Annotated in this window: 18 protein-coding genes and 3 tRNA genes; 9 read left to right on the forward strand and 12 right to left on the reverse strand. The window is 71.6% G+C overall.

Going from position 1 to position 17,929, the window contains the following annotated elements:
* Positions 1-61 precede the first annotated feature (61 nt).
* Together DNK56_RS08130 and DNK56_RS08135 are read right to left on the reverse strand one after the other, a co-directional pair.
* Complete coding sequence (locus tag DNK56_RS08130; RefSeq protein WP_111331889.1) at positions 62-1,507, reverse strand: FGGY family carbohydrate kinase; 1,446 nt, start codon at positions 1,505-1,507, stop codon at positions 62-64.
* Between the two features lie 76 nt (positions 1,508-1,583).
* Complete coding sequence (locus DNK56_RS08135) at positions 1,584-1,889, reverse strand: YtxH domain-containing protein (protein ID WP_111331891.1); 306 nt, start codon at positions 1,887-1,889, stop codon at positions 1,584-1,586.
* Positions 1,890-2,069: 180 nt separating this feature from the next.
* Here DNK56_RS08135 and DNK56_RS08140 point away from each other — a divergent pair.
* The 3 genes from DNK56_RS08140 to DNK56_RS08150 all read left to right on the forward strand — a co-directional run bounded on the left by DNK56_RS08140 (position 2,070) and on the right by DNK56_RS08150 (position 2,461).
* Positions 2,070-2,142 (forward strand) — tRNA-Asn (locus DNK56_RS08140).
* Between the two features lie 5 nt (positions 2,143-2,147).
* Positions 2,148-2,223: transfer RNA gene (locus DNK56_RS08145), tRNA-Asn, on the forward strand.
* 164 nt (positions 2,224-2,387) lie between these two features.
* Positions 2,388-2,461, forward strand: a tRNA-Ile gene (locus tag DNK56_RS08150).
* 113 nt (positions 2,462-2,574) lie between these two features.
* On the opposite strand, the gene DNK56_RS35825 is transcribed toward DNK56_RS08150, so the two are convergent.
* Positions 2,575-3,003, reverse strand: coding sequence for a type II toxin-antitoxin system HicB family antitoxin (locus tag DNK56_RS35825; protein WP_241989801.1), 429 nt, complete (start codon positions 3,001-3,003; stop codon positions 2,575-2,577).
* A gap of 67 nt (positions 3,004-3,070) precedes the next feature.
* Entirely contained in the window at positions 3,071-3,268 is a 198-nt protein-coding gene (locus DNK56_RS08160; RefSeq protein WP_146610511.1) for a type II toxin-antitoxin system HicA family toxin, read from the reverse strand.
* A 379-nt stretch (positions 3,269-3,647) separates the two neighbouring features.
* Between DNK56_RS08160 and DNK56_RS08165 the strand changes: the two genes are divergently transcribed.
* Together DNK56_RS08165 and DNK56_RS34655 are read left to right on the forward strand one after the other, a co-directional pair.
* Positions 3,648-4,010 (forward strand): hypothetical protein, encoded by a 363-nt coding sequence (locus tag DNK56_RS08165; RefSeq protein ID WP_199563817.1) that lies wholly within the window; start codon positions 3,648-3,650, stop codon positions 4,008-4,010.
* A 582-nt stretch (positions 4,011-4,592) separates the two neighbouring features.
* A complete protein-coding gene (locus tag DNK56_RS34655) occupies positions 4,593-5,018 on the forward strand; it encodes a hypothetical protein (protein WP_146610510.1) in 426 nt (141 codons plus the stop codon).
* Positions 5,019-5,681: 663 nt separating this feature from the next.
* Here the strand turns inward: DNK56_RS34655 and DNK56_RS08185 are convergent.
* From DNK56_RS08185 to DNK56_RS08195, 3 genes are read right to left on the reverse strand one after another with little or no spacing between them, the layout of a single operon-like run.
* Complete coding sequence (locus DNK56_RS08185) at positions 5,682-6,242, reverse strand: DinB family protein (protein ID WP_111331901.1); 561 nt, start codon at positions 6,240-6,242, stop codon at positions 5,682-5,684.
* The gene (locus tag DNK56_RS08190; protein WP_111331904.1) at positions 6,230-7,012 is read right to left on the reverse strand and encodes a class I SAM-dependent methyltransferase; all 783 of its coding nucleotides are present in this window, start codon (positions 7,010-7,012) and stop codon (positions 6,230-6,232) included. The genes DNK56_RS08185 and DNK56_RS08190 overlap by 13 nt, the downstream gene beginning before the upstream one ends.
* Complete coding sequence (locus DNK56_RS08195; RefSeq protein WP_111331907.1) at positions 7,009-7,656, reverse strand: DUF2867 domain-containing protein; 648 nt, start codon at positions 7,654-7,656, stop codon at positions 7,009-7,011. Before DNK56_RS08195 ends, DNK56_RS08190 begins: the two co-directional genes overlap by 4 nt.
* A 206-nt stretch (positions 7,657-7,862) precedes the next feature.
* Between DNK56_RS08195 and DNK56_RS08200 the strand changes: the two genes are divergently transcribed.
* Positions 7,863-8,492, forward strand: a complete 630-nt coding sequence (locus DNK56_RS08200; protein WP_241989802.1) for a TetR/AcrR family transcriptional regulator — start codon at positions 7,863-7,865, stop codon at positions 8,490-8,492.
* Between the two features lie 66 nt (positions 8,493-8,558).
* Positions 8,559-9,833: an MFS transporter gene (locus tag DNK56_RS08205; protein ID WP_199563853.1), complete on the forward strand. Its 1,275-nt coding sequence runs from the start codon at positions 8,559-8,561 to the stop codon at positions 9,831-9,833.
* Positions 9,834-9,848: 15 nt separating this feature from the next.
* Here the strand turns inward: DNK56_RS08205 and DNK56_RS08210 are convergent, their stop codons facing one another.
* The 3 genes from DNK56_RS08210 to DNK56_RS08220 are packed head-to-tail and all read right to left on the reverse strand — an operon-like array spanning position 9,849 to position 13,512.
* Positions 9,849-10,646 (reverse strand): VOC family protein, encoded by a 798-nt coding sequence (locus DNK56_RS08210; RefSeq protein ID WP_111331912.1) that lies wholly within the window; start codon positions 10,644-10,646, stop codon positions 9,849-9,851.
* A 54-nt stretch (positions 10,647-10,700) separates the two neighbouring features.
* Positions 10,701-12,056, reverse strand: a complete 1,356-nt coding sequence (locus DNK56_RS08215) for a carboxyl transferase domain-containing protein (protein ID WP_111331914.1) — start codon at positions 12,054-12,056, stop codon at positions 10,701-10,703.
* Positions 12,049-13,512 carry an acyl-CoA synthetase gene (locus DNK56_RS08220; RefSeq protein WP_111331916.1) on the reverse strand — a complete coding sequence of 488 codons (1,464 nt, stop codon included), beginning with the start codon at positions 13,510-13,512 and terminating at the stop codon, positions 12,049-12,051. Before DNK56_RS08220 ends, DNK56_RS08215 begins: the two co-directional genes overlap by 8 nt.
* Positions 13,513-13,592: 80 nt before the next feature.
* Here DNK56_RS08220 and DNK56_RS08225 point away from each other — a divergent pair, with 80 nt between their 5' ends.
* Positions 13,593-14,489, forward strand: coding sequence for an IS982 family transposase (locus DNK56_RS08225; protein WP_111330452.1), 897 nt, complete (start codon positions 13,593-13,595; stop codon positions 14,487-14,489).
* 99 nt (positions 14,490-14,588) lie between these two features.
* On the opposite strand, the gene DNK56_RS08230 is transcribed toward DNK56_RS08225, so the two are convergent.
* Positions 14,589-15,794 (reverse strand): MFS transporter, encoded by a 1,206-nt coding sequence (locus tag DNK56_RS08230; RefSeq protein ID WP_241989803.1) that lies wholly within the window; start codon positions 15,792-15,794, stop codon positions 14,589-14,591.
* A 105-nt stretch (positions 15,795-15,899) separates the two neighbouring features.
* Between DNK56_RS08230 and DNK56_RS08235 the strand changes: the two genes are divergently transcribed.
* On the forward strand, positions 15,900-16,331 hold the full coding sequence (locus DNK56_RS08235) for an Lrp/AsnC family transcriptional regulator (protein WP_111331921.1): 432 nt from the start codon (positions 15,900-15,902) through the stop codon (positions 16,329-16,331).
* A 9-nt stretch (positions 16,332-16,340) separates the two neighbouring features.
* Here DNK56_RS08235 and DNK56_RS08240 read toward each other — a convergent pair whose 3' ends face one another.
* On the reverse strand, positions 16,341-17,924 hold the full coding sequence (locus DNK56_RS08240; RefSeq protein WP_111331923.1) for a GAF domain-containing sensor histidine kinase: 1,584 nt from the start codon (positions 17,922-17,924) through the stop codon (positions 16,341-16,343).
* Positions 17,925-17,929: the final 5 nt, after the last annotated feature.

Genomic DNA, 17,929 nt, shown 5'->3' on the forward strand with positions numbered 1-17,929 from the left:
TTTTGTTCAAGTCCAGGTCAAAAAACAGACCCGGTCCATAATTTCGCGGTCCCCTCCGCACTCAGGGTGCCGGGTCGAACGCGCCCGGGTGGATCTGGTCCCGCGTCGCGATGTACTGCTGGCGCACCGCCTGCCCCACCGCCAGCTCCTCGCCCGGCTCCAGCACCTGCGCCGCCGCGCCCCGCCAGGCCGGGGGAGTGCGCCCGTCGAGCGCCCCCTGCGAGACCCCCAGCGCCCAGGCGGCCTGCCGGGCCGCGCCCAGCGCCGCGTACTGGGCGGGCTGCGGCACGACCACCTGCGTGCCCAGCAGCGCCGGGGCCAGCTGCTGTACGGCCGGCAGCTCGGCCGCCGCGCCCAGCAGGAACACCCGCCGCACCTCCACGCCCCGGCCGCGCAGCACGTCGAGCGCGTCCGCCAGCGAGCAGAGCATCCCCTCGAACGCGGCCCGCGCCAGATGCTCCGGCTTCATCGACTCCCGCCGCAGCCCGCACAGAGTCCCCGCGGTGTGCGGCAGACGCGGGGTGCGCTCACCCTCCAGATACGGCAGGAGGACGAGCCCCGAGGAGCCCGCCGTCGACTTCAGGGCCAGCGCGGACAGCGCCTCCAGCCCCTCCACGTCCAGCATCTCCGCGGTGCCGCGCAGGGCGCGTACGGCGTTGGACGTATGCACCACCGGCAGATGCATGCCCGTCGCGTCGGCGAACGAGGTGATCATCCCGCTCGGATCGGCCAGCGCCTCGTGGTGCACCGCCATCACGGACCCCGAGGCCCCCAGCGACACGATCGCGTCCCCGACGCCGACCCCCAGGCCGAAGGCCGCCGCCATGATCTCGCCGGTACCGGCGGAGATCAGCAGCCCCTCCGGCGTCATCCCGGCCGCGTCGGACGGGCCCAGCACCTCGGGCAGCGCCGCCTGGTGCCCGAGCGCCAGCTCCACCAGGTCCGGCCGGTAGGACTCCGTCCCCGCCGACCAGTACCCCGTCCCGGACGCGGCGCCCCGGTCGGTGGTCCGCCGGGCCGGACGGCCCAGCAGCTGCCACACCAGCCAGTCGTGCGGCTGGAGCACCGCCGCCACCCGCTGCGCCTGCTCCGGCTCGGTCCGGGCCAGCCAGCGCAGCTTCGCCACCGGCTGCGCGGCCTGCGGCACCGCGCCGACCGCCTCGGCCCAGGCCTGCCGGCCGCCGAGCCCGTCGATCAGATCGGCCGCGGCGGCCTGCGCCCGCTTGTCGTTGCCGAGCAGCGCCGGGCGTACGAGGTTGCCCTGGTGGTCCAGCGGGACGAGCCCGTGCTGCTGCGCGGAGACACCGATCGCCTGCACCCCTTCGAGCAGCCCGCCGGTGGCGGCCTCACCGAGGGAGAGCAGCCACGCCTGCGGGTCGACCTCGGTGGCTTTGGCCTCGACGGGATGCGCGGCGTACCCCTCGCGCAGTACGGCGCCCGTGTCCGTATCGCAGACCACGATGTGTGTGAACGCGGAAGAACTGTCCAAGCCGGCGACTATGCCCATACACAGATTCTGCCGCACCCCGGCGGTTTGCCGTACCGGAGACGCGGCAGAAGCGTGGGCGGGCCCGGAGGGCCGGCTAGGTGTTCGTCGTCCCCCAGTCGTCCTCGACGCCGTTCCCGGCCCCGCGCCCCCGGAACGACCGCACCCGGTCGGTCACGGAGGGCGGCACCTTGTCGCCGACCTTCTCGCCCACCGCGTGGTACGCCTTGCCCGCGAACTCCCGGCCGCTCTGGGCCGCGGTCTCGCAGGTGTTGCGCACGGCCGGGTTCTGGGCGAACTGGCGCGCGGACTTCTTCAGCTGCTCGTAGCGCTCCCGCCCGGCCCGCGTGCCGAGCACGTAACCGACGGCCAGTCCGGCGATGAACGTGAGCCGGTACCGCATGGGTGCCACCCTTCCTTCGCTCCGTGCGACGTGTGCTGCCCGCCTACCCGCAGACGCCCGAGATCACCCCGGCCGATACCGATTGGCAAAGCACCCCCCTGCTTGCGCTAATGTATGTGTCGCAGCGAGCGCGCGCCGCCCGGCATCCGCCAGGCAGGTGCGTTCGAGGCACCGCAGCAATCCCCTGTAGCTCAATTGGCAGAGCAGCCGGCTGTTAACCGGCAGGTTACTGGTTCGAGTCCAGTCGGGGGAGCGCGATCCCCTGTAGCTCAATTGGCAGAGCATTCGGCTGTTAACCGGAGGGTTACTGGTTCGAGTCCAGTCGGGGGAGCCAACGGACGAGGGCCCCGTACGGGGCCCTTTTTCGTGTGCCAGGAACCGCCCGGCGGACCCCGCCGTCTTCATGGTCATCAGCAGCCGGCCAACCGCAGCGGGAGATCGTATGACCGGCTATGCTGCGGCAGACGGTGCGCACACATGTACGCGCCACGCCGAGACGGGGCGGTAGCTCAGCCGGTTAGAGCAGCGGACTCATAATCCGTCGGCCGTGGGTTCGAGTCCCACCCGCCCCACCGAGCGTCCCCAGGCAGAATCGTTCTGACCTGGGGAAACGTGGGTTGCGTGGCGTTTTCATGTGCGGTTCTGCCCCGCTTACGTGTGATCCCACGGCCGCGCGTCACGTCTGTCAGGCGACCATGGGCCTCCTCTTGGCGTTCTTGTTCGCTGCCTTCGGTGCGAGCTGGGCGATGCGTTGGTGTGTGACGCCGAGCATGCGGCCGGCCTCGGCCTGTGTGAGTCCGAGGCCGACGAGTGTCTTCGCCGCTCGGGTCATCGCCACGCGGCGGCGCTTCTCCGCCTCCTGCACGGCGGCATCGGCTTCTTCTGCCTCCCGTACGACCTCGAACATCGCCGGGTCGGCCGGGACGAGGTCGACGGTGTAGAGGGCCGGATCGTCCTCGATGTCCAGAACGAGACTGACCAGATCCCGGGCGTTCTCCTGGGCCTCGGTCCAGGTGAGGCCCTGAGTGACGTTCTGCTCCCCTTCCGGGAGGCCATCGACCCTCACGACCCAGAAGCGTCCCTGACGCTCTGCTGTTGCCTTGTGCGTGGTCATTCAGTGCGCCCCTTTGTCCGCTCGGTTCGATGATGTTGAGAGCGTTGGCCCGGACGGCCAAGGGGGCTTACGCACCCTTGGCCGTCCGGATGATCGATTCGGCGGTGCCCTCCGCGATCTCGGAGTGCCGGGGGACATGGACTCTGACGGCGCCGATCCTGTACGTCTCGTGCCGCCCGCGCCCGCTGCCTTCCGGCCCCGTGAAGTCAACCTCCTTCTCAGCTGCGATCTGCTTCAGCCGTTTCATGAGGTCTCTGCGCTTCACGCGAGCGATTCTAGCTCGCCTTGAGTTCAGACTCAAGGCTGATTTGAGTCCAGGGTTCGTGCCCCTCTGGAAGCCTCGGAGGTGCAGCGACCTCATGCGATTTCAAGGGGCGGCGAGTCGGAGGTCGCTCTCCGCTCGTGCGTCGCCTGACGGCCGACTGCACCCATCACCGGCTGGAGTTCCGCCCGGCCGGAGAGGGCGTGCTCGCCCCAGGTGCTGCCATCCGGGGCACGGCATCTGTGCACTCACGCCGGGAGCTTTCCTTACCTCGACGTGACTGAGCTTGCCAGGAGCCCTCGCCTCTTGGGGGGAAGATGCCATTCGAGGGTGGGCTCGCGCGTTGTCGAATCTTTCTGGTGGCGGCGCGTAGTGGAGGTAGGTGCTGCGGGACGATGTGGACAATCTGATGCTGCTGTGTGCCCAGCAGTACATGGAGATCGATGCAAAGGCCGCGCTGGGGCCGGAGAGGGTCACCACGGTGGTGCGGATGGTGGGGCCGGTGCACGGAAATGCGGTGGAGCTGTCGCGGGAGACCGCTGCGAACGCTGTGATGGCGGACCACCGGTTTCCTTTGTGCTTGGAGTTCTATACCCGGCACGGTGTGGAGATCGATCTGCGGCACACTCCCGGTGAACAGACAGCCGCTGGCTGGGACGCGGAGCCTGCCGCCGGGGCCAGCTGTCACTACTACCAGCACGACCCGGAGGCAATCCGGCGCTGGCATGAGCTGGTCTTGGCCTGATTGCTGGGCTTCTGGCAGTCGGTCCCCCGATTCGCTATCGGGATCTTCTTTGGGCGCCGGGTGGGGCTGCGGATGGTGTGGGCCGTGAAGATTGCCCCTTCGGCTGCCTGTTTCGTTGCCCTGGTCATCCGCCTCGGGCTGTTCGTGCCTCATGTGCGGATCGTCATGACCGGTTCCGGACGGCCACTCTCATTTGCTTATGCGACCAGCTGTCTGTGGTCGATTGATCACTCTTGACGCTGTGAGGCGGGCCCTTCATATTTGGGCGGCTTGTGCGCAACCTGTGAATCATGGGGGCGGGGTCGTGGGTGGTGGCGCGCGTACGCCGCCGGGTGTGTGTTCTGGCTGTCCTGAACGCGCCTGCGGTCGAGACTGGTGAGCGGGTCGAGGTTGTGGGTGAGCGCACCGAGCGGGAGGCGGTGTATGTCGATCCTGACGGGGCGGTGAGGGTTCATTTCATGCGAGGGGCGACTTTTCGAATTCTTTCGGAGCGGGGAATTCAAATGAGATTTACGACGGAAGAAGATGTGATGGCGATGTGGCGTGAGAACCTTTTCTGCCCCTAAGTAAGCGAAGGAAGTAATGTTCAACTCGCGCGGCCTCCGACGGCTCGTGGTGTCGGTTATCTCCGCACTCCTGTTCGTCATGACAACTTCCGCATGCAGTACCTCGCCCCATCTGGATGATGTGGATTCTGTAAAAGAATCCGATCTCATTGGCACTTGGAAAGGGGCAGGCGGGTCGGTCCTCATTCTGAAGAGTGGTAAGAAATTCGAGGCGCACTCACTGAAAACCTCATACACTGCCGGCGCAGGTGTGCACGTCGAGTCCAAAGAAGTTGTCAGCGGGACGGGCGAGTGGGGGTTTGGCTACTACTCCAAGGACTGGATGGTTGACCTTTGGTTCGAGTCGAGCGGAGGTGCCACCTTGTACGTCGCGTCAGTCGACGGAGAGAAGGTGATTTGGGCTTGGGTGGGCGATGGGAAGCCGTTCATCATGCGGAGATGAGGGAGCTGACTGCAGCCTGAACCGCGCCGGCTGCCGTGCTCAAGGGCAGCCGGCGCGGAGCCTCGCGCAGTCCTCCCGTCCGGTCGTCGTCGACCAGGTCCAGGCACTCGGCGTTCCAGGGTTCGGCGAGGACGTCGGCGCCGGTACCGGAGCAGGGGCAGCCAGCGGAAGTGCTCCCAGCTCTCCTGGGGCCAGGACCTGCCCTCGAATACGCTGCCGGCCAACATGGACACGTCGCGCTGGGGCAGATCGAGGCCGAGCGGTTCGGTAAGAGCATGAGCAAGGCGGCGACGTAGTGACCTCGGCCGTTGGACGGGGGACGGTCATCCGGTGTGCGTAGTCGCTGCCCGCGATCTCATGCACCAGGTCCTCGTGCTTCGCCCGGCAGGGTGCGGGGCCATCGGCGGCCACGGAATCCTCCGAGCTTCGCTCCGCCTTGTCGGCGGCTCGCAGGTCGTGCACGTGGCCCTCGATCTCCGGCCACGGCTCCCGCGTCCACCTGCCGTCGAGGCGGGTGATGACCGGCGGGGTGGTTCTTCGTGAAGATCACCCTGAATCGGTTGCGCTGACCCTCGGCGCTGATGAAAGCGAGCCGAATTTCAGTGGCCTTGAGGACTGTTGTTGCAGACGGGTGCCGCTTGAGCTGTCCCTTGCTTCGTGGCTTCACAGGCCGATGGTTCCGTCGATGCGTTCTCGGAGCAGGTCGGCGTGGCCGTTGTGGCGGGCGTACTCCTCGATCATGTGGATGAGCACCCAGCGCAGCGATACCGTGCCGCGCCAGGTGTCCTCGCCCTCGACGTCGAGATCGGGGGCCCGTGCGGTGAAGTGCTCTGCGAACGCGACCTCCGTGTGCCACGCCTCCCACGCGGCTTCGACGGCCTCCGGGCCGGGGCGGGCGCCCTCGAAGTCTCCGTCGGGGTTGGCGGCGTCGGAGAACCGGGGCGGCGCGGGTTCTCCCGCGAGGACCTGCCGGAACCAGCGCCGCTCGACGTCCGCGAGGTGCCGTACCAGCCCGAGCAGCGACAGCGTGGACGGTCGCACCGATCGCAGGACCAGCTCCGGCCCGAGACCGGAGCACTTCAGCCGCAACGTCACCCGCTGGGCCGCCAGGACGTCGGTCAGCATCCGGCGCTCGCCGTCGGTGCCGGGGCTCGCGAACCGGCGTTCGCTCTCCGGGCCGGCGAACAGGTCGCCCCGGCGCCTGGGGCCGGTCACTCCGGGCATCGTTCACCGCCGCGGCTCTTGACGGCGTGGACGAGGCGCATGCCGCGCGGTCCCTCCGTGTCGTCGTGGACCTCCAGGCCGGCCGCGCGGCACTGCTCGGTCAGCCAGTCCGCGGCGATGCGCAGCTTGGGGTAGCTGCCGACCTGCTGGGTCCAGGTGTGTCCCGACCGGGTGTGCAGGAGGTCGTGGACCATGACGGTGTCGTGCGCCACGTACTCCAGGAAGCAGGTGAGCACGCGGTCCTCGTCGCTGCGGACGGGGATGAAACGGTCGGTGCCCTCCAGGCGCCGGGAGAGGTCGCGGTAGGTCGCGACGAACCGGCCGCCCGGCGCGAGGGCGTCGGCCACGTCGGCCAGGAGCCTGGTCACGTCGGCCTTGTCCGGAAGGTGCGGCAGCGTGTCGCCCATGCACACCACCGCGTCCACCGTGCCGGGGCGGGCCACGCGCCGGAGCGCGCCGCGGAGGTCGCCGTGGACGGGGGAGATTCCGGTCGCGCCCTCGCCCCGTGCATGGAGCGCGAGTTCGTCCAGCAGATCCTTGCTGGTGTCGACGGCGACCACCGACGCGAAGCCGATCCGGGCCAGTGCCAGCGACTGCTGGCCCGGCCCGCACCCCAGGTCCACCGCCAGGCCCCCGTCCGGCCCCGGCCGCACGCCGAGGCGCCGGAGCAGGGCCTTCTGTTCGGCGGCGAGGCCGCCGATGTCACCGCCGAGCATCCAGGTGTACTGCGCGGCGAGTAATTGGTCGTAGTGAACGGCTGCACTGGTCAACGGAGATCCCGCCTCTGTGATTCGGTGACATGCTCGGGGTTCTGCTCGACGGCGTTCCCGGCCGCGACGCGTCGCTCCTGCCAGGCGTCCTCCCTCTGACGGATGAAGGCCGGCAGCACGAGCAGGCGCCGGAACGGGGTGATCGCGGTCAGGTAGAGGCGTCCGAGCAGGCCGTTGGGTCTGACCAGCACCGCCATGCGCAGCTCGTACCCGCCCTGCGCGGACGGTGTCCAGCCGAGGTGCATGACGGCGTGGACGGTCCTGTTCGCCAGCTCCAGGGCGCACTCGTCGTCGAGTACGTAGACGGGCGTGAGCGGACCGAGCCCGGCGCCCGGGCCGGGTGTGGTCGCGCGCAGGTCGTCGGGAAGCCGGTCGAGCACCGCGCGCCCCCGGCCCCCCGCTCCCGCCGCGGGCCCGTCCCAGCCGAAGAGGGCGCCGAGCTTCCAGCGGACCGCGAACAGGGCCCGTACCGGCAACGGGCTGCGTCGCCGCGCCCGCATGGCCGTGAGCGCGGCGGGGAAGTCGTCCGCTCCGGCGCCGGGGGTGCGGATGGTCCACAGGTCCTCGACCTCGAAGTCGCGCGTGAGCGCGTGAATCCGCCAGGGAAGCGCGGCATGCGCGTCGTTGGGAAGTCTGGTGGCCACGATCGGCTCCCTACCGTTCCCGGTGGGGGAGGGGCCGGTACGACGCACGCGCACGTGCGCCGAAGTCGGTGTCGAAGCCTGTGCCGAAGTCGGCGGAACCCATGGTCATCGCGCTGCCTCCGCCTTGTATACGGTAGCGTATGGATCGAGCGTAACGCCGTTTATACGGCGGCGTATACTCGTCGAAATGTGAGGTGGGACACACGGTGGCTACGGTCCGGACCCCGCGTGAACGATGGATCGAGGAGGGCCTGCGAGCCCTGGTCGACGGCGGCCCCGACGCCGTCCGCATCGAGGTGCTGGCCAAGCGGCTCGGTGTCACCAAGGGCGGCTTCTACGGGCACTTCGCCCACCGCGGCGCCCTGCTGGAGGCCATGCTGGACACCTGGGAGCGTGAGAGCACCGACGAGGTCGCCCACCGCGTCGATCGCGAGGGCGGCGATGCGCGGACCAGGATCAGCCGGGCGGGCGCGCTCACCTTCTCCGGCGATCGGCTGCTGCCCATCGACCTCGCGATCCGCGCCTGGGCTCGCAACGACGAGGCGGTCACCGAGCGGCTGCGCCGCGTCGACAACCGCCGCATGGCCCTGCTGCGCGAAGAGTTCGGCACGTTCTGCGCCGACCCGGACGAGATCGAGGCGCGCAGCCTGCTCGCCTTCTGTACGGCCATCGGCGCCCACTTCCTGGCCGCCGACCACGAGGGCCGCAGCCGCGGGCAGGTCCTCGCCCTGGCCGCCGACCTGCTCCTGGACCGCGCCGACCACCGCGCCCGCCACCGCGCCGGTCACCACGGGGGCGCCGCTGAGGCCGAGCCCGTAACGCCGCCCCGGAACTGACGGCGGGCCGAGGGGCCGCGGCGCCGGTCGGTACCATTTCGCGTGACCGAACCCCTGACCGAACCCCTGACCGAACCCGCCGAGGGCGGCCCCGAGCCGGCGCCCCGTGCGCGGATATTCGCCGATGTGACCCCGCTGCGGACCTCCCCGGACTACCGGCGGCTCTGGTTCGGGAACACCGTCTCCTGGGTGGGCCAGGGCATGACCGCGCTCGCGGTCTCGTTGCAGGTGTACGACCTGACCGGGTCCGCGTTCTCCGTGGGGCTCATCGGCGTCTGCTCGCTGGTACCGCTCGTCGTGTTCGGCCTGTACGGCGGGGCCGTCGCGGACACCGTGGACCGCCGCAAGCTCGGGCTCGCCAGCGCGCTGGGCTCGTTCGTGCTGTCGGTGCTGCTGGTCGCGGTCACCGTCGCCGGCCTGGAGCGGGTGGAGGTGCTGTACGGGGTCGTCGCGCTCCAGGCCGTCTGCTTCGCGCTCAACTCGCCCGCGCGCAGCTCGATGATCGCCCGGCTGCTGCCGGCCGAACAGCTGCCCGCCGCCAACGCCCTGAACTCGATGACCAGCACCACCGGCGCCCTCGTCGGGCCCATGCTCGGCGGGCTCATCGTCGGGTGGTGGGGGTACCGCGCCGCCTACGGGGTCGACGCCGTCGCCTTCACCGCCTCCCTGTACGCCATGTGGCGGCTGCCCTCGATGCTGCCCGAGCGCGAGGCGGCGGCGGGCCGGAAGCGGGCCTCCGTGCTGGACGGGCTGCGGTTCCTCGGGACCCGGCCCAACCTGCGGATGACCTTCCTCAGCGACCTGTGCGCCATGGTGCTCGCCCAGCCCCGCGCCCTCTTCCCGGTCGTCGCCGTCCTCTGGTACGGGGGCGACGCCAAGACCACCGGGCTGCTCGTCGCCGCACCGGGGCTCGGGGCGCTGCTGGGCGGGGTGTTCTCCGGATGGCTGGGGAACGTCCGGCGGCACGGGCTGGCGGTGATCGTCGCCGTCGGCTGCTGGGGCGCGGCCATCGCCGTCTTCGGGCTCACCCGGCAGCTCTGGCTCGGGCTGCTGTTCCTGGCGCTCGCCGGGGCCGCCGACAACACGTCCATGGTCTTCCGCAACACCATGCTCCAGGCGGCCGTCCCGGACGAGCTGCGCGGCCGGCTCCAGGGGATCTTCATCGTGGTCGTCGCCGGCGGGCCCCGGCTGGGGGACTTCATCGCCGGGTCCGCCGCCGATCTGACCTCCCCCGGCCTCGCCGTGACCGGGGGAGGCATCGCCTGCGTCCTCGCGGTGGTGCTGCTGGCGCTGCGCTGGCCCGCCTTCACCCGGTACGACGCGCGCGACCCCCAGCCGTAGCCGGGCCGGCGGCCGCTACGACACGTCCTCCAGCCGAGGCGGTTCGCCGGCCGTCGTGCCGTTGTCGAACAGGGAGAACGGCGCGCCCTGCGGGTCCGTGAGCGCGGCGAACCTGCCGAACGGGATCGTCATCGGCCCGAACCGCAGCGTCGCGCCCAGCGACTTCGCCTTCTCCGCCGCCGCGTCGCAGTCGGCCACCGAGAAGTACACGTTCACGTACGAGGGCATGTCCGGCGGGAAGTCGGCCGTCATGCTCATCCGGCCCAGCACCGGGTCGGCGCCCAGGTCGTAGAGCGTGAAGTCGACCGCGTCGTTCGCCATGCGCTTCACGCCGTAGCCGAAGACCGCGGGGAAGAAGGCGTCCGCCTTCGCCGGCTCGCGGGTGAAGATCTCGGCCCAGTTGTAGGAGCCGGGCACGGTCCGCGCCTCGAAGCCCTTGTGGGTGCCGGGCTGCCAGACGCCGAACGTCACCCCGCCCGGATCGCGGGCCAGCACCATCGTGCCGAACTCGCCGACCCGCATGGGCTCCACCAGCACCGTGCCACCGTGCTCGCGGATCTCCGACGCGGTGGCCGCCGCGTCCGGCGAGGCCAGGTACAGACACCAGCCGGGCGGCATCCCGCCGGGGCCCGGCGGCATCAGCGCGGCGACCGCCTTGCCGCCCAGATACGCCTGGGTGTAGTTGCCGTACTCGGCCTGCGTCTCGCCGAACGTCCAGCCCAGCAGCTCACCGTAGAAGCGTTTCGCGCCCTCCAGGTCGGGGAACGTCGCGTCGGCCCAGCACGGTGTGCCCTTGGTCGCTTCTGCGGGCATCGTCGGTCATCTCCTCGCGTGAGTGGGCTGCCCCTCCCTCACGCTAGCCACCCTTCACGCCCGCTGCCCGTCGGCGGCCGGGCCGGCCACCGAGCGGGCCGCGCCCAGCTCCACCAGATCCTGCGGACGCAGCCGGAGCTGGCCGGCCGTGGCCCGCACCTCGTCCGGGGAGCGCTTGAGGATCGCGGCGGCCAGCTCCGGCGCGATGACGGAGAAGTAGCCGTCCGGGGTGACATGGGTGTTGTCCGGCGCGGCCAGCGCCAGCGCACCGCCCGACCCGCCCTCGCCGATCACCAGCGTCGTCACCGGCACCCGTGCCGCCGCGATCGCCGCGAAGGCGTCCGCGATGGCCGCGCCCGCACCCGAGCGCTCCGCCTCCGCGTCGTTGGCCGCGCCCGGCGTGTCCACCAGCGTGAGCACCGGGACGCCCAGCCGGTCGGCGAGCCGGATCACCCGGGCCGCCGTGCGGTAACCGGCCGGCCGGGTCGCGGTGCCGCACTGCGCCACGTACGCCACCGGGCTCCCCGCGCGCAGCCCGAACCCGCACAGCAGCCCCGCGTCCGTGCCGCCGCAGCGGTCGCCGCTCAGCGGCAGCCGCGCCTCGAAGTAGGCGTCCAGATACGCGCCGGCGCGCGGCCGCTCCGCCGACCTGGCCCGCAGCACCGCGTCCCAGCCCGTCTCCGGCAGATCGACCGCCCCGAGCGCCGCCGGAACCGGGGCCGCCGGGAGCGGGGTGGCGTGGTGGCCGAGCAGGCCGAGCCAGCGCCCGACCGTGTCCGGCAGCTCCCCGGCCGCCACGACCGCGTCCACCGAACCGGCCGCGAGCTGCCCGGCCGCCTCGTACGCGGCGGGGTCGGCGCCGGCCGGGCGCACCCGTGAACCGGCGAACCCGATCTGCGCGCCGGGCAGCGCCAGGATCACGTCCGCGCCCGCGCCCAGCGTGGCCCAGCCGCCCCCGGTCGTCGGGTCGCGCAGGACGGCGAGCTGCGCCGGGCCGGCCGCCCGCAGCCGGGCCGAGGCGCGGGCCACCCGCTGGAGCTGGGTCAGCGCGATCATGCCCTCCTGCATCCGGCTGCCGCCCGTGGCGATGAGCGAGACGAGCGGCAGCCGCCGGGTCAGGGCCTCCTCGTACGCCGCCACCAGCCGGTCGCCGGTGCGCTGCCCCAGCGAGCCGCCCAGGAAGCCGAACTCGAAGGAGAGCAGGACACAGGGGTGCCCGCCGACCTCGGCGGTGCCGTGCACGACGGACTCCCGCTCGCCGGTACGGGCGGTGGCGCGCGCCCGGGACTCCGCGTAGCCGGTCCAGCCGAGCGGGCCGTCGCCGGTGGTGTCGCCGGCCGGGGCGGGCAGCTCGGTGAAGTCGGCGGTGAGCGCGGCGATCGCCTCGCGTGCCGTCAGCCGCTCAGCCATGGAGGGCCCGCTTCATGATCTTCCCCAGGTCGTTGCGGGGGAGCGCGTCCAGGTAGCGGACGGTGCGCGGGCGCTTGTGCGGGGCCAGCTGGGCCGCGACATGGTCCGCCAGCTCGTCGGCGGAGGGCGGGGCGGCGGGGTCGGCCGGAACCACCCAGGCCGTGATGCGCTCGCCGAGATCCGGGTCGGGTTCCCCGGTGACCGCCGCCTCGCGCACCCCGGGGTGGTCGAGCAGCGCGTTCTCGATCTCACCGGCGCCGATCTTGAAGCCGCCGCTCTTGATCAGGTCCGTGGCCTTGCGGCCGACGATGCGCACATAGCCGTCCGGGTCGAGGACCGCCATGTCGCCGGTGCGGAACCAGCCGTCGGCGGTGAGCGCGGCGGCCGTCGCGTCGGGCCGGTTCAGATAGCCGGTGAACAGGTTCGGGCCGCGCACCTGGATCTCGCCGATGGCGTCCGGGTCGGCGAGCGGGCCGCCGTCCTCCTCCACCAGACGCAGCTCCACCCCGCGCAGCGGCGGGCCGACCGTGCCGGGACGCGGCACCCCGTCGGCCCGCATGCCCGTGTTCATCAGGGTCTCCGTCATGCCGTACCGCTCGATGACCCGGCGGCCGGTCGCCGCGGCGATGCGCTCGTGGTCGTGGACGGGCAGCGCGGCCGAACCGGAGACGAGCAGCCGGGCGCCCGCGAGCGCCTTCGCCAGACCGGCGGCGGACTCCCGCGGACCGGCCAGCGCCTCAGCGAGCCGGTGGTACATGGTCGGTACGCCGAACAGCATCGTGCCGCCCGAGGCCAGCTCACGGGCCACGCCCTCCGGCGAGAACCGGCCCAGGTGGCGCACCGAGCCGCCCCGGCGCAGGGGACCCAGCACGCCCAGGATCAGCCCGTGCACGTGGAACAGCGGCAGTGCCTGGACGAGGACGTCGTCGGCGGTCCACTCCCAGGCGTCCTCCAGCGCGTCCAGCGAGGCGGCGAGCGCCCGGCGGGGCAGCACGGCGCCCTTCGGCGGGCCGGTCGTGCCCGAGGTGTAGACGACGAGGGCGGCGGACTCCGGGTCCGGCTCGGGGAGCGCGGCCGGGGCGGGGCCGCCCTGCGGCACGGTGGGGACGTCCAGACGCTCCAGGCCGGCCAGCGCGGGCGGCAACTCGTCGCCGGGGGCGGCCAGGACCAGGGCGGGGGCGCTGTCCGTGACGATGTGTGCCAGCTCCCGCCCGCCCGTCCTCGGGTTCAGCGGGACGGCCGGGACCCCGGCCCGGAGGGCTGCCACCACCGCGACGACGGTGTGGGCGGTCGGTGTGGCCCAGACGGCCACCCGGACCGCGCCGGCCAGCCGGGCCGCGAGACCGGCCGTGACCTCGGCGAGGGCGGAGTAGGTGAGGCTGACGTCGTCGAACCGGACGGCTTCGCGGGCGGCCGCCGGACCGGTCGCGTCCTGGAGTGCGGGCAGAAGTGGCATCACCCTGCGCACCCTAGACGAGTAGTTCCGAATGTTGATGGTCCGCCCGGAGACATGGCGAGGGCGCCCAAGATCGTTTTGTGACGAACGAAGACTTGGACGCCCTCATCACCGGACTGTACGTGAAGATCGACGACGAGATCGGAGGGGCCCGATGCCTGGGCAGGCCACCGCAGTTGAGTGATTCCGAGCTGGTCTGTCTGGCCGTCGCGCAGTCCCTGCTGGGCTTCGCCTCGGAAGCCCGCTGGCTGCGTTTCGCTCACGGCAACCTGAGTGCGATGTTCCCGTACCTGCCCAAGCGGCCGGGATACAACAAGCGGCTGCGTGCGGCGCTGCCGCTGGTGAAGAAGGCAATACGGATGCTCGCGGTGGACACGGACTTCTGGTTCGACAACCAGTGGATCGTGGACTCCACGCCCGTGCCGTGCGGCATGTCCCGCCCGACGGTGAAGCGGTCGGACATGGCCGGCTGGGCCGGATACGGGTACTGCGCTTCGCACTCCCGCTTCTACTGGGGCCTGCGGCTCTTCCTGGTCTGCACGCCGACCGGCATGCCCATCACCTGGGCCCTGGCCAGCCCGAAGATCGACGAACGCGAGGTCCTGGCCGCGATGCTGGACCGCGAACCAGACCTGACCGCCGACCGGCCCGGTCTGCTCGTCATCGCGGACAAGGGCTTCGCCTCCAAGGAGTTCGAGACCGATCTCGCCTTCCGCGGCGCCCAGTTGCTCCGCCCGTCGTTCAAGCGGGAGAAGCGCCGCAAGGGCGAGTCGCTGCTCAAGTCGGTGCGGCAGCTGATCGAGTCGGTCAACGACACCTTGAAAGGCCAGCTCGACCTGGAGCAGCACGGCGGACGCACCTTCGAGGGCGTCGCCGTCCGTGTCGCCCAGCGCATCCTCGCGATGGCCGCCGCGATCTGGCACAACCACAAGACCGGAGCCCCGGTCCTGCGGTCGCTGACCGCATTCGATCACTGAACACATCGGAACTACTCGTCTAGAGCGATCGGATGCCCCCGGCCCTCGAAAGCGCCTCGAATGAGGCCCACGCCTCACCCCCGCGCACATCTCGCCCCGTCATCCGTCCCGCCGTACCGTGCGCATGCGGCCGAAGGCGTACACACAGCCCGCAAGGGCCAGGTCGGACAGCAGCATGAAGCCGATCGAGTACGAGTCCTTCGCGCTGTAGATCGCGCCCATCACCAGCGGCGGAACGAACCCGCCCAGACCGCCCATCGCGCCGACGATCCCGGTCACACTGCCCACCTTCGCCTGCGGGGTGACCTGCGAGACCAGGGCGAAGACGCTGCCGCTCGCCATGCCCAGGCCCGCCGCCATCACCAGCAGCGCCACCGTGCCCGTCGGGTCCAGCCTCGGGTCGAACGCCTGGACGATGGCCATCAGGGCGGCCACCCCGAGCGCCACCGAGGTCACCACCGCCGGGTGCAGCCGGTCGGACAGCCAGCCGCCGAACGGCCGGAAGACGACCGTCACCAGGGCGAACCCGGCCGCCTTGGTACCGGCGTCGGTCGGCGTCAGCTCGTACCACGTCTTCAGATACGTCGGCAGGTACACCCCGAACGCGACGATCCCGCCGAAGCCGATCGCGTACAGCGCCGACAGTTCCCAGGTCACCCGCAGCCGGCCCGCCGACCCCAGCCGGTGCCCCAGCGAGTCGGTGGGCACCTGCCGGTCCGGGTGGTCGTTGATGAGCACCGCCGAGAGCGCCGCGTACACCACCAGGGCCCCGGCGACCACGAGGAAGGGCAGGTTGTCGCCGTGCTTCGCGATGCGCGGGGTGAAGTAGCCCGACAGCGCGACGCCGCCCATGCCCATGCCGAAGACACCGAGCGCGAGGCCGCGTTTGGCGGGCGGGAACCACGAGTTGACCAGCGGAATGCCGATCGCGAACGTCGTACCGCCGATACCCAGCAGAAAGCCCACGGCGAGCATCGCGCCGTACGAGTTCTTCGCCGGGATCAGCAGCAGCACCGGCAGGATCGTCAGCGCCGAGGTGAGCGGGAACATCAGCCGCGCCCCGTACCTGTCGGTCAGCGCGCCCACCGGGATACGGCCCAGCGAACCCACCAGCACGGGCACGGCGACCAGCAGGGACTGCTGGAAGGAGTCCAGATCGAGCCGGTCCTTGTACTCCCCCGACATCGGCGCGATCAGGTTCCAGGCCCAGAACGTGAGCGTGAATCCGACGGTGGCCATGATCAGGTTGCGATAGGCGGCGGAGGAGCCCGCGCGCGGGGGTGACTGCTTCACGGCTGTGTCCACACAGCCAGTCAAGGCGGGACACCGGCGGTGAGCGCGTCGGCCTGAGCCGTGCGGGGGACACCTCCCCGATCCCCGCATACGCGCCGAAGCTGCGACAATTGGTCCATGGATCGTCTGGACAGGGAAATCCTCGGCGTCCTCCAGGAGGATGCCCGGATCTCGTACCGCGACTTGGGCGTACGGGTCGGGCTCAGCGCCAACGCGGCGGCCGACCGGGTCAGACGGCTGCGCAAGGACGGCGTGATCCGCGGCTTCACCGTGATCATCGACCCGGCCGCCGACACCCGCACCGGGCTCGTCGTCTTCATCGACGTCACCCTGCGCATCGACACCACCAACGAGACCTTCGAACGGGCGGTGCTGGCCCTGCCCGGCATCACCGAAGTGGTGCACGTGACCGGCGGACACGACTACCTGGTACGCGCCACCGCGGCCGACACCGCGGCGCTCGACACCCTCCTGCGCCGCCTCAAGCGCGAGGCGGGCGTCGCCCACTCGAACACCCGCGTGGCGCTCCGGGCCGCCCCCGGACAGTGACCGCGCCGCTCACAGCGGCGCCTCCCGGACCACCGCGGGCGCCCGCGACCCGTCCGGCTCCCGCCCGTCGTCCGCGACCGTGAGCCGGACCGCGCCCCGCCCGTCCGGCAGCGTCGCCGTCGCGTCCACCACCACCTCGATCGCCGACACCCCGGCCCGCCGGTGCGCCGCCGCGAGCGCGCCCCGCAGCGCCGCGAGCAGCCGCTTGCCGACCGGCTCCGGCACCAGCGCGTCCACCGCCCCCGCGAACCGCACCGACGGCCGGAAACCGAGCAGCGCCGCCGCGCCCCCGGTCTCCCGCAGCACCTGACCCCGGAAGGTGGCGGGGGCGTCGGCGGGCGGCTGCTGGAGCGCGAAGATGGCCGTCCGCACCTCCTGGATCGTCGAGTCCAGCTCGTCGACGGCCCGGCCGAGCAGCTCGGCCGTCTCCCCGGCCCCGGCCCTGCGGCGCGTGGACTCCAGCATCATCTCGGTGGCGAACAGCCGCTGGACGACCAGGTCGTGCAGGTCCCGCGCGATCCGGTCGCGGTCCTCGTACACCGCCAGCCGCTCCCGGTCCTGCTGCGAGTCGGCGAGCACCAGGGCCAGCGCCGCCTGCGAGGCGAACTGCGCGGCCAGCAGCCGCTCCATGTCGCTGTACGGGCGGGCGCCGCGCCGCCGGGGCAGCGCGAGCGTGCCGATGAGCCGGCCCCCGCTCTGCAGCGGCAGCATCATGCTCGGGCCGAACCGCGACCGCACCGGTGTGGTCATCCGGGGATCGGTCGCCGAGTCCTCGATGAAGACGGCCTCGCCGCCCAGCAGCTGTTCCAGGACGGGCGAGCCCGGCGCGATCGCCGTGCCCACCAGGCCGGCCGGGTCCTCCCGGGTGGCGGCGACGACGATCTCCATCCCGCCGTCCTCGGTGGGCTGCAGGATCACCCCGGCCGCGGCGTCGCTGAGGATGCGGGCCCGCTCGGCGACCGCGGTCAGCGCGTCGGACAGGTTCTCCCCGGTGAGCAGGGTGTTGGTGACGGCCGCCGCGCCCTCGATCCAGCGCTCCCGCCGGCGGGCGTTCTCGTAGAGGCGGGCGTTGCCGATGGCGATGCCGGCCTGCGCGGCCAGGACCTTCAGCAGTCCGGCGTCGGTCTCCGTGAAGTGCCCGGTGTCCTTCTCGGCCAGATAGATGTTGCCGAACACCTCGTGGTGGACCCGGATCGGGGCGCCGAGGAACGAGCGCATCGGCGGATGGCCGGCGGGCAGGCCGGTGGAGCGCGGATCGGCGGTCAGGTCGTCGGAGCGCAGCGGCTCCGCGGCGTCCGTGAGCGCGCCCAGCAGTCCGGTGTGCCCGTCCGGGAAGTCACCGACCGCCGCCTGCTCCTCCTCGCTCATCCCGCAGACGTACAGCTCGCGGATCGTGCCCCGGCCGGGGTCGAGGACGCCCAGCGCCCCGTAGCGGGCCTCGGTCAGGGCGGTCGCGGTGTCGATGATCTGCTGGAGCGTGGCCCGCAGTTCGAGGTCCGAGCCGACGCTCAGCACCGCCTCCAGGAGCCGGGGGAGCAGCGGCGAGCGGGGCAGGCCGGGCTCCTGCGGCACCCCGGGCGGCCGGTCCGTCACCGTCC

It is taken from the genome of Streptomyces sp. AC1-42W (genome assembly GCF_003248355.1).
GTDB lineage: Bacteria > Actinomycetota > Actinomycetes > Streptomycetales > Streptomycetaceae > Streptomyces.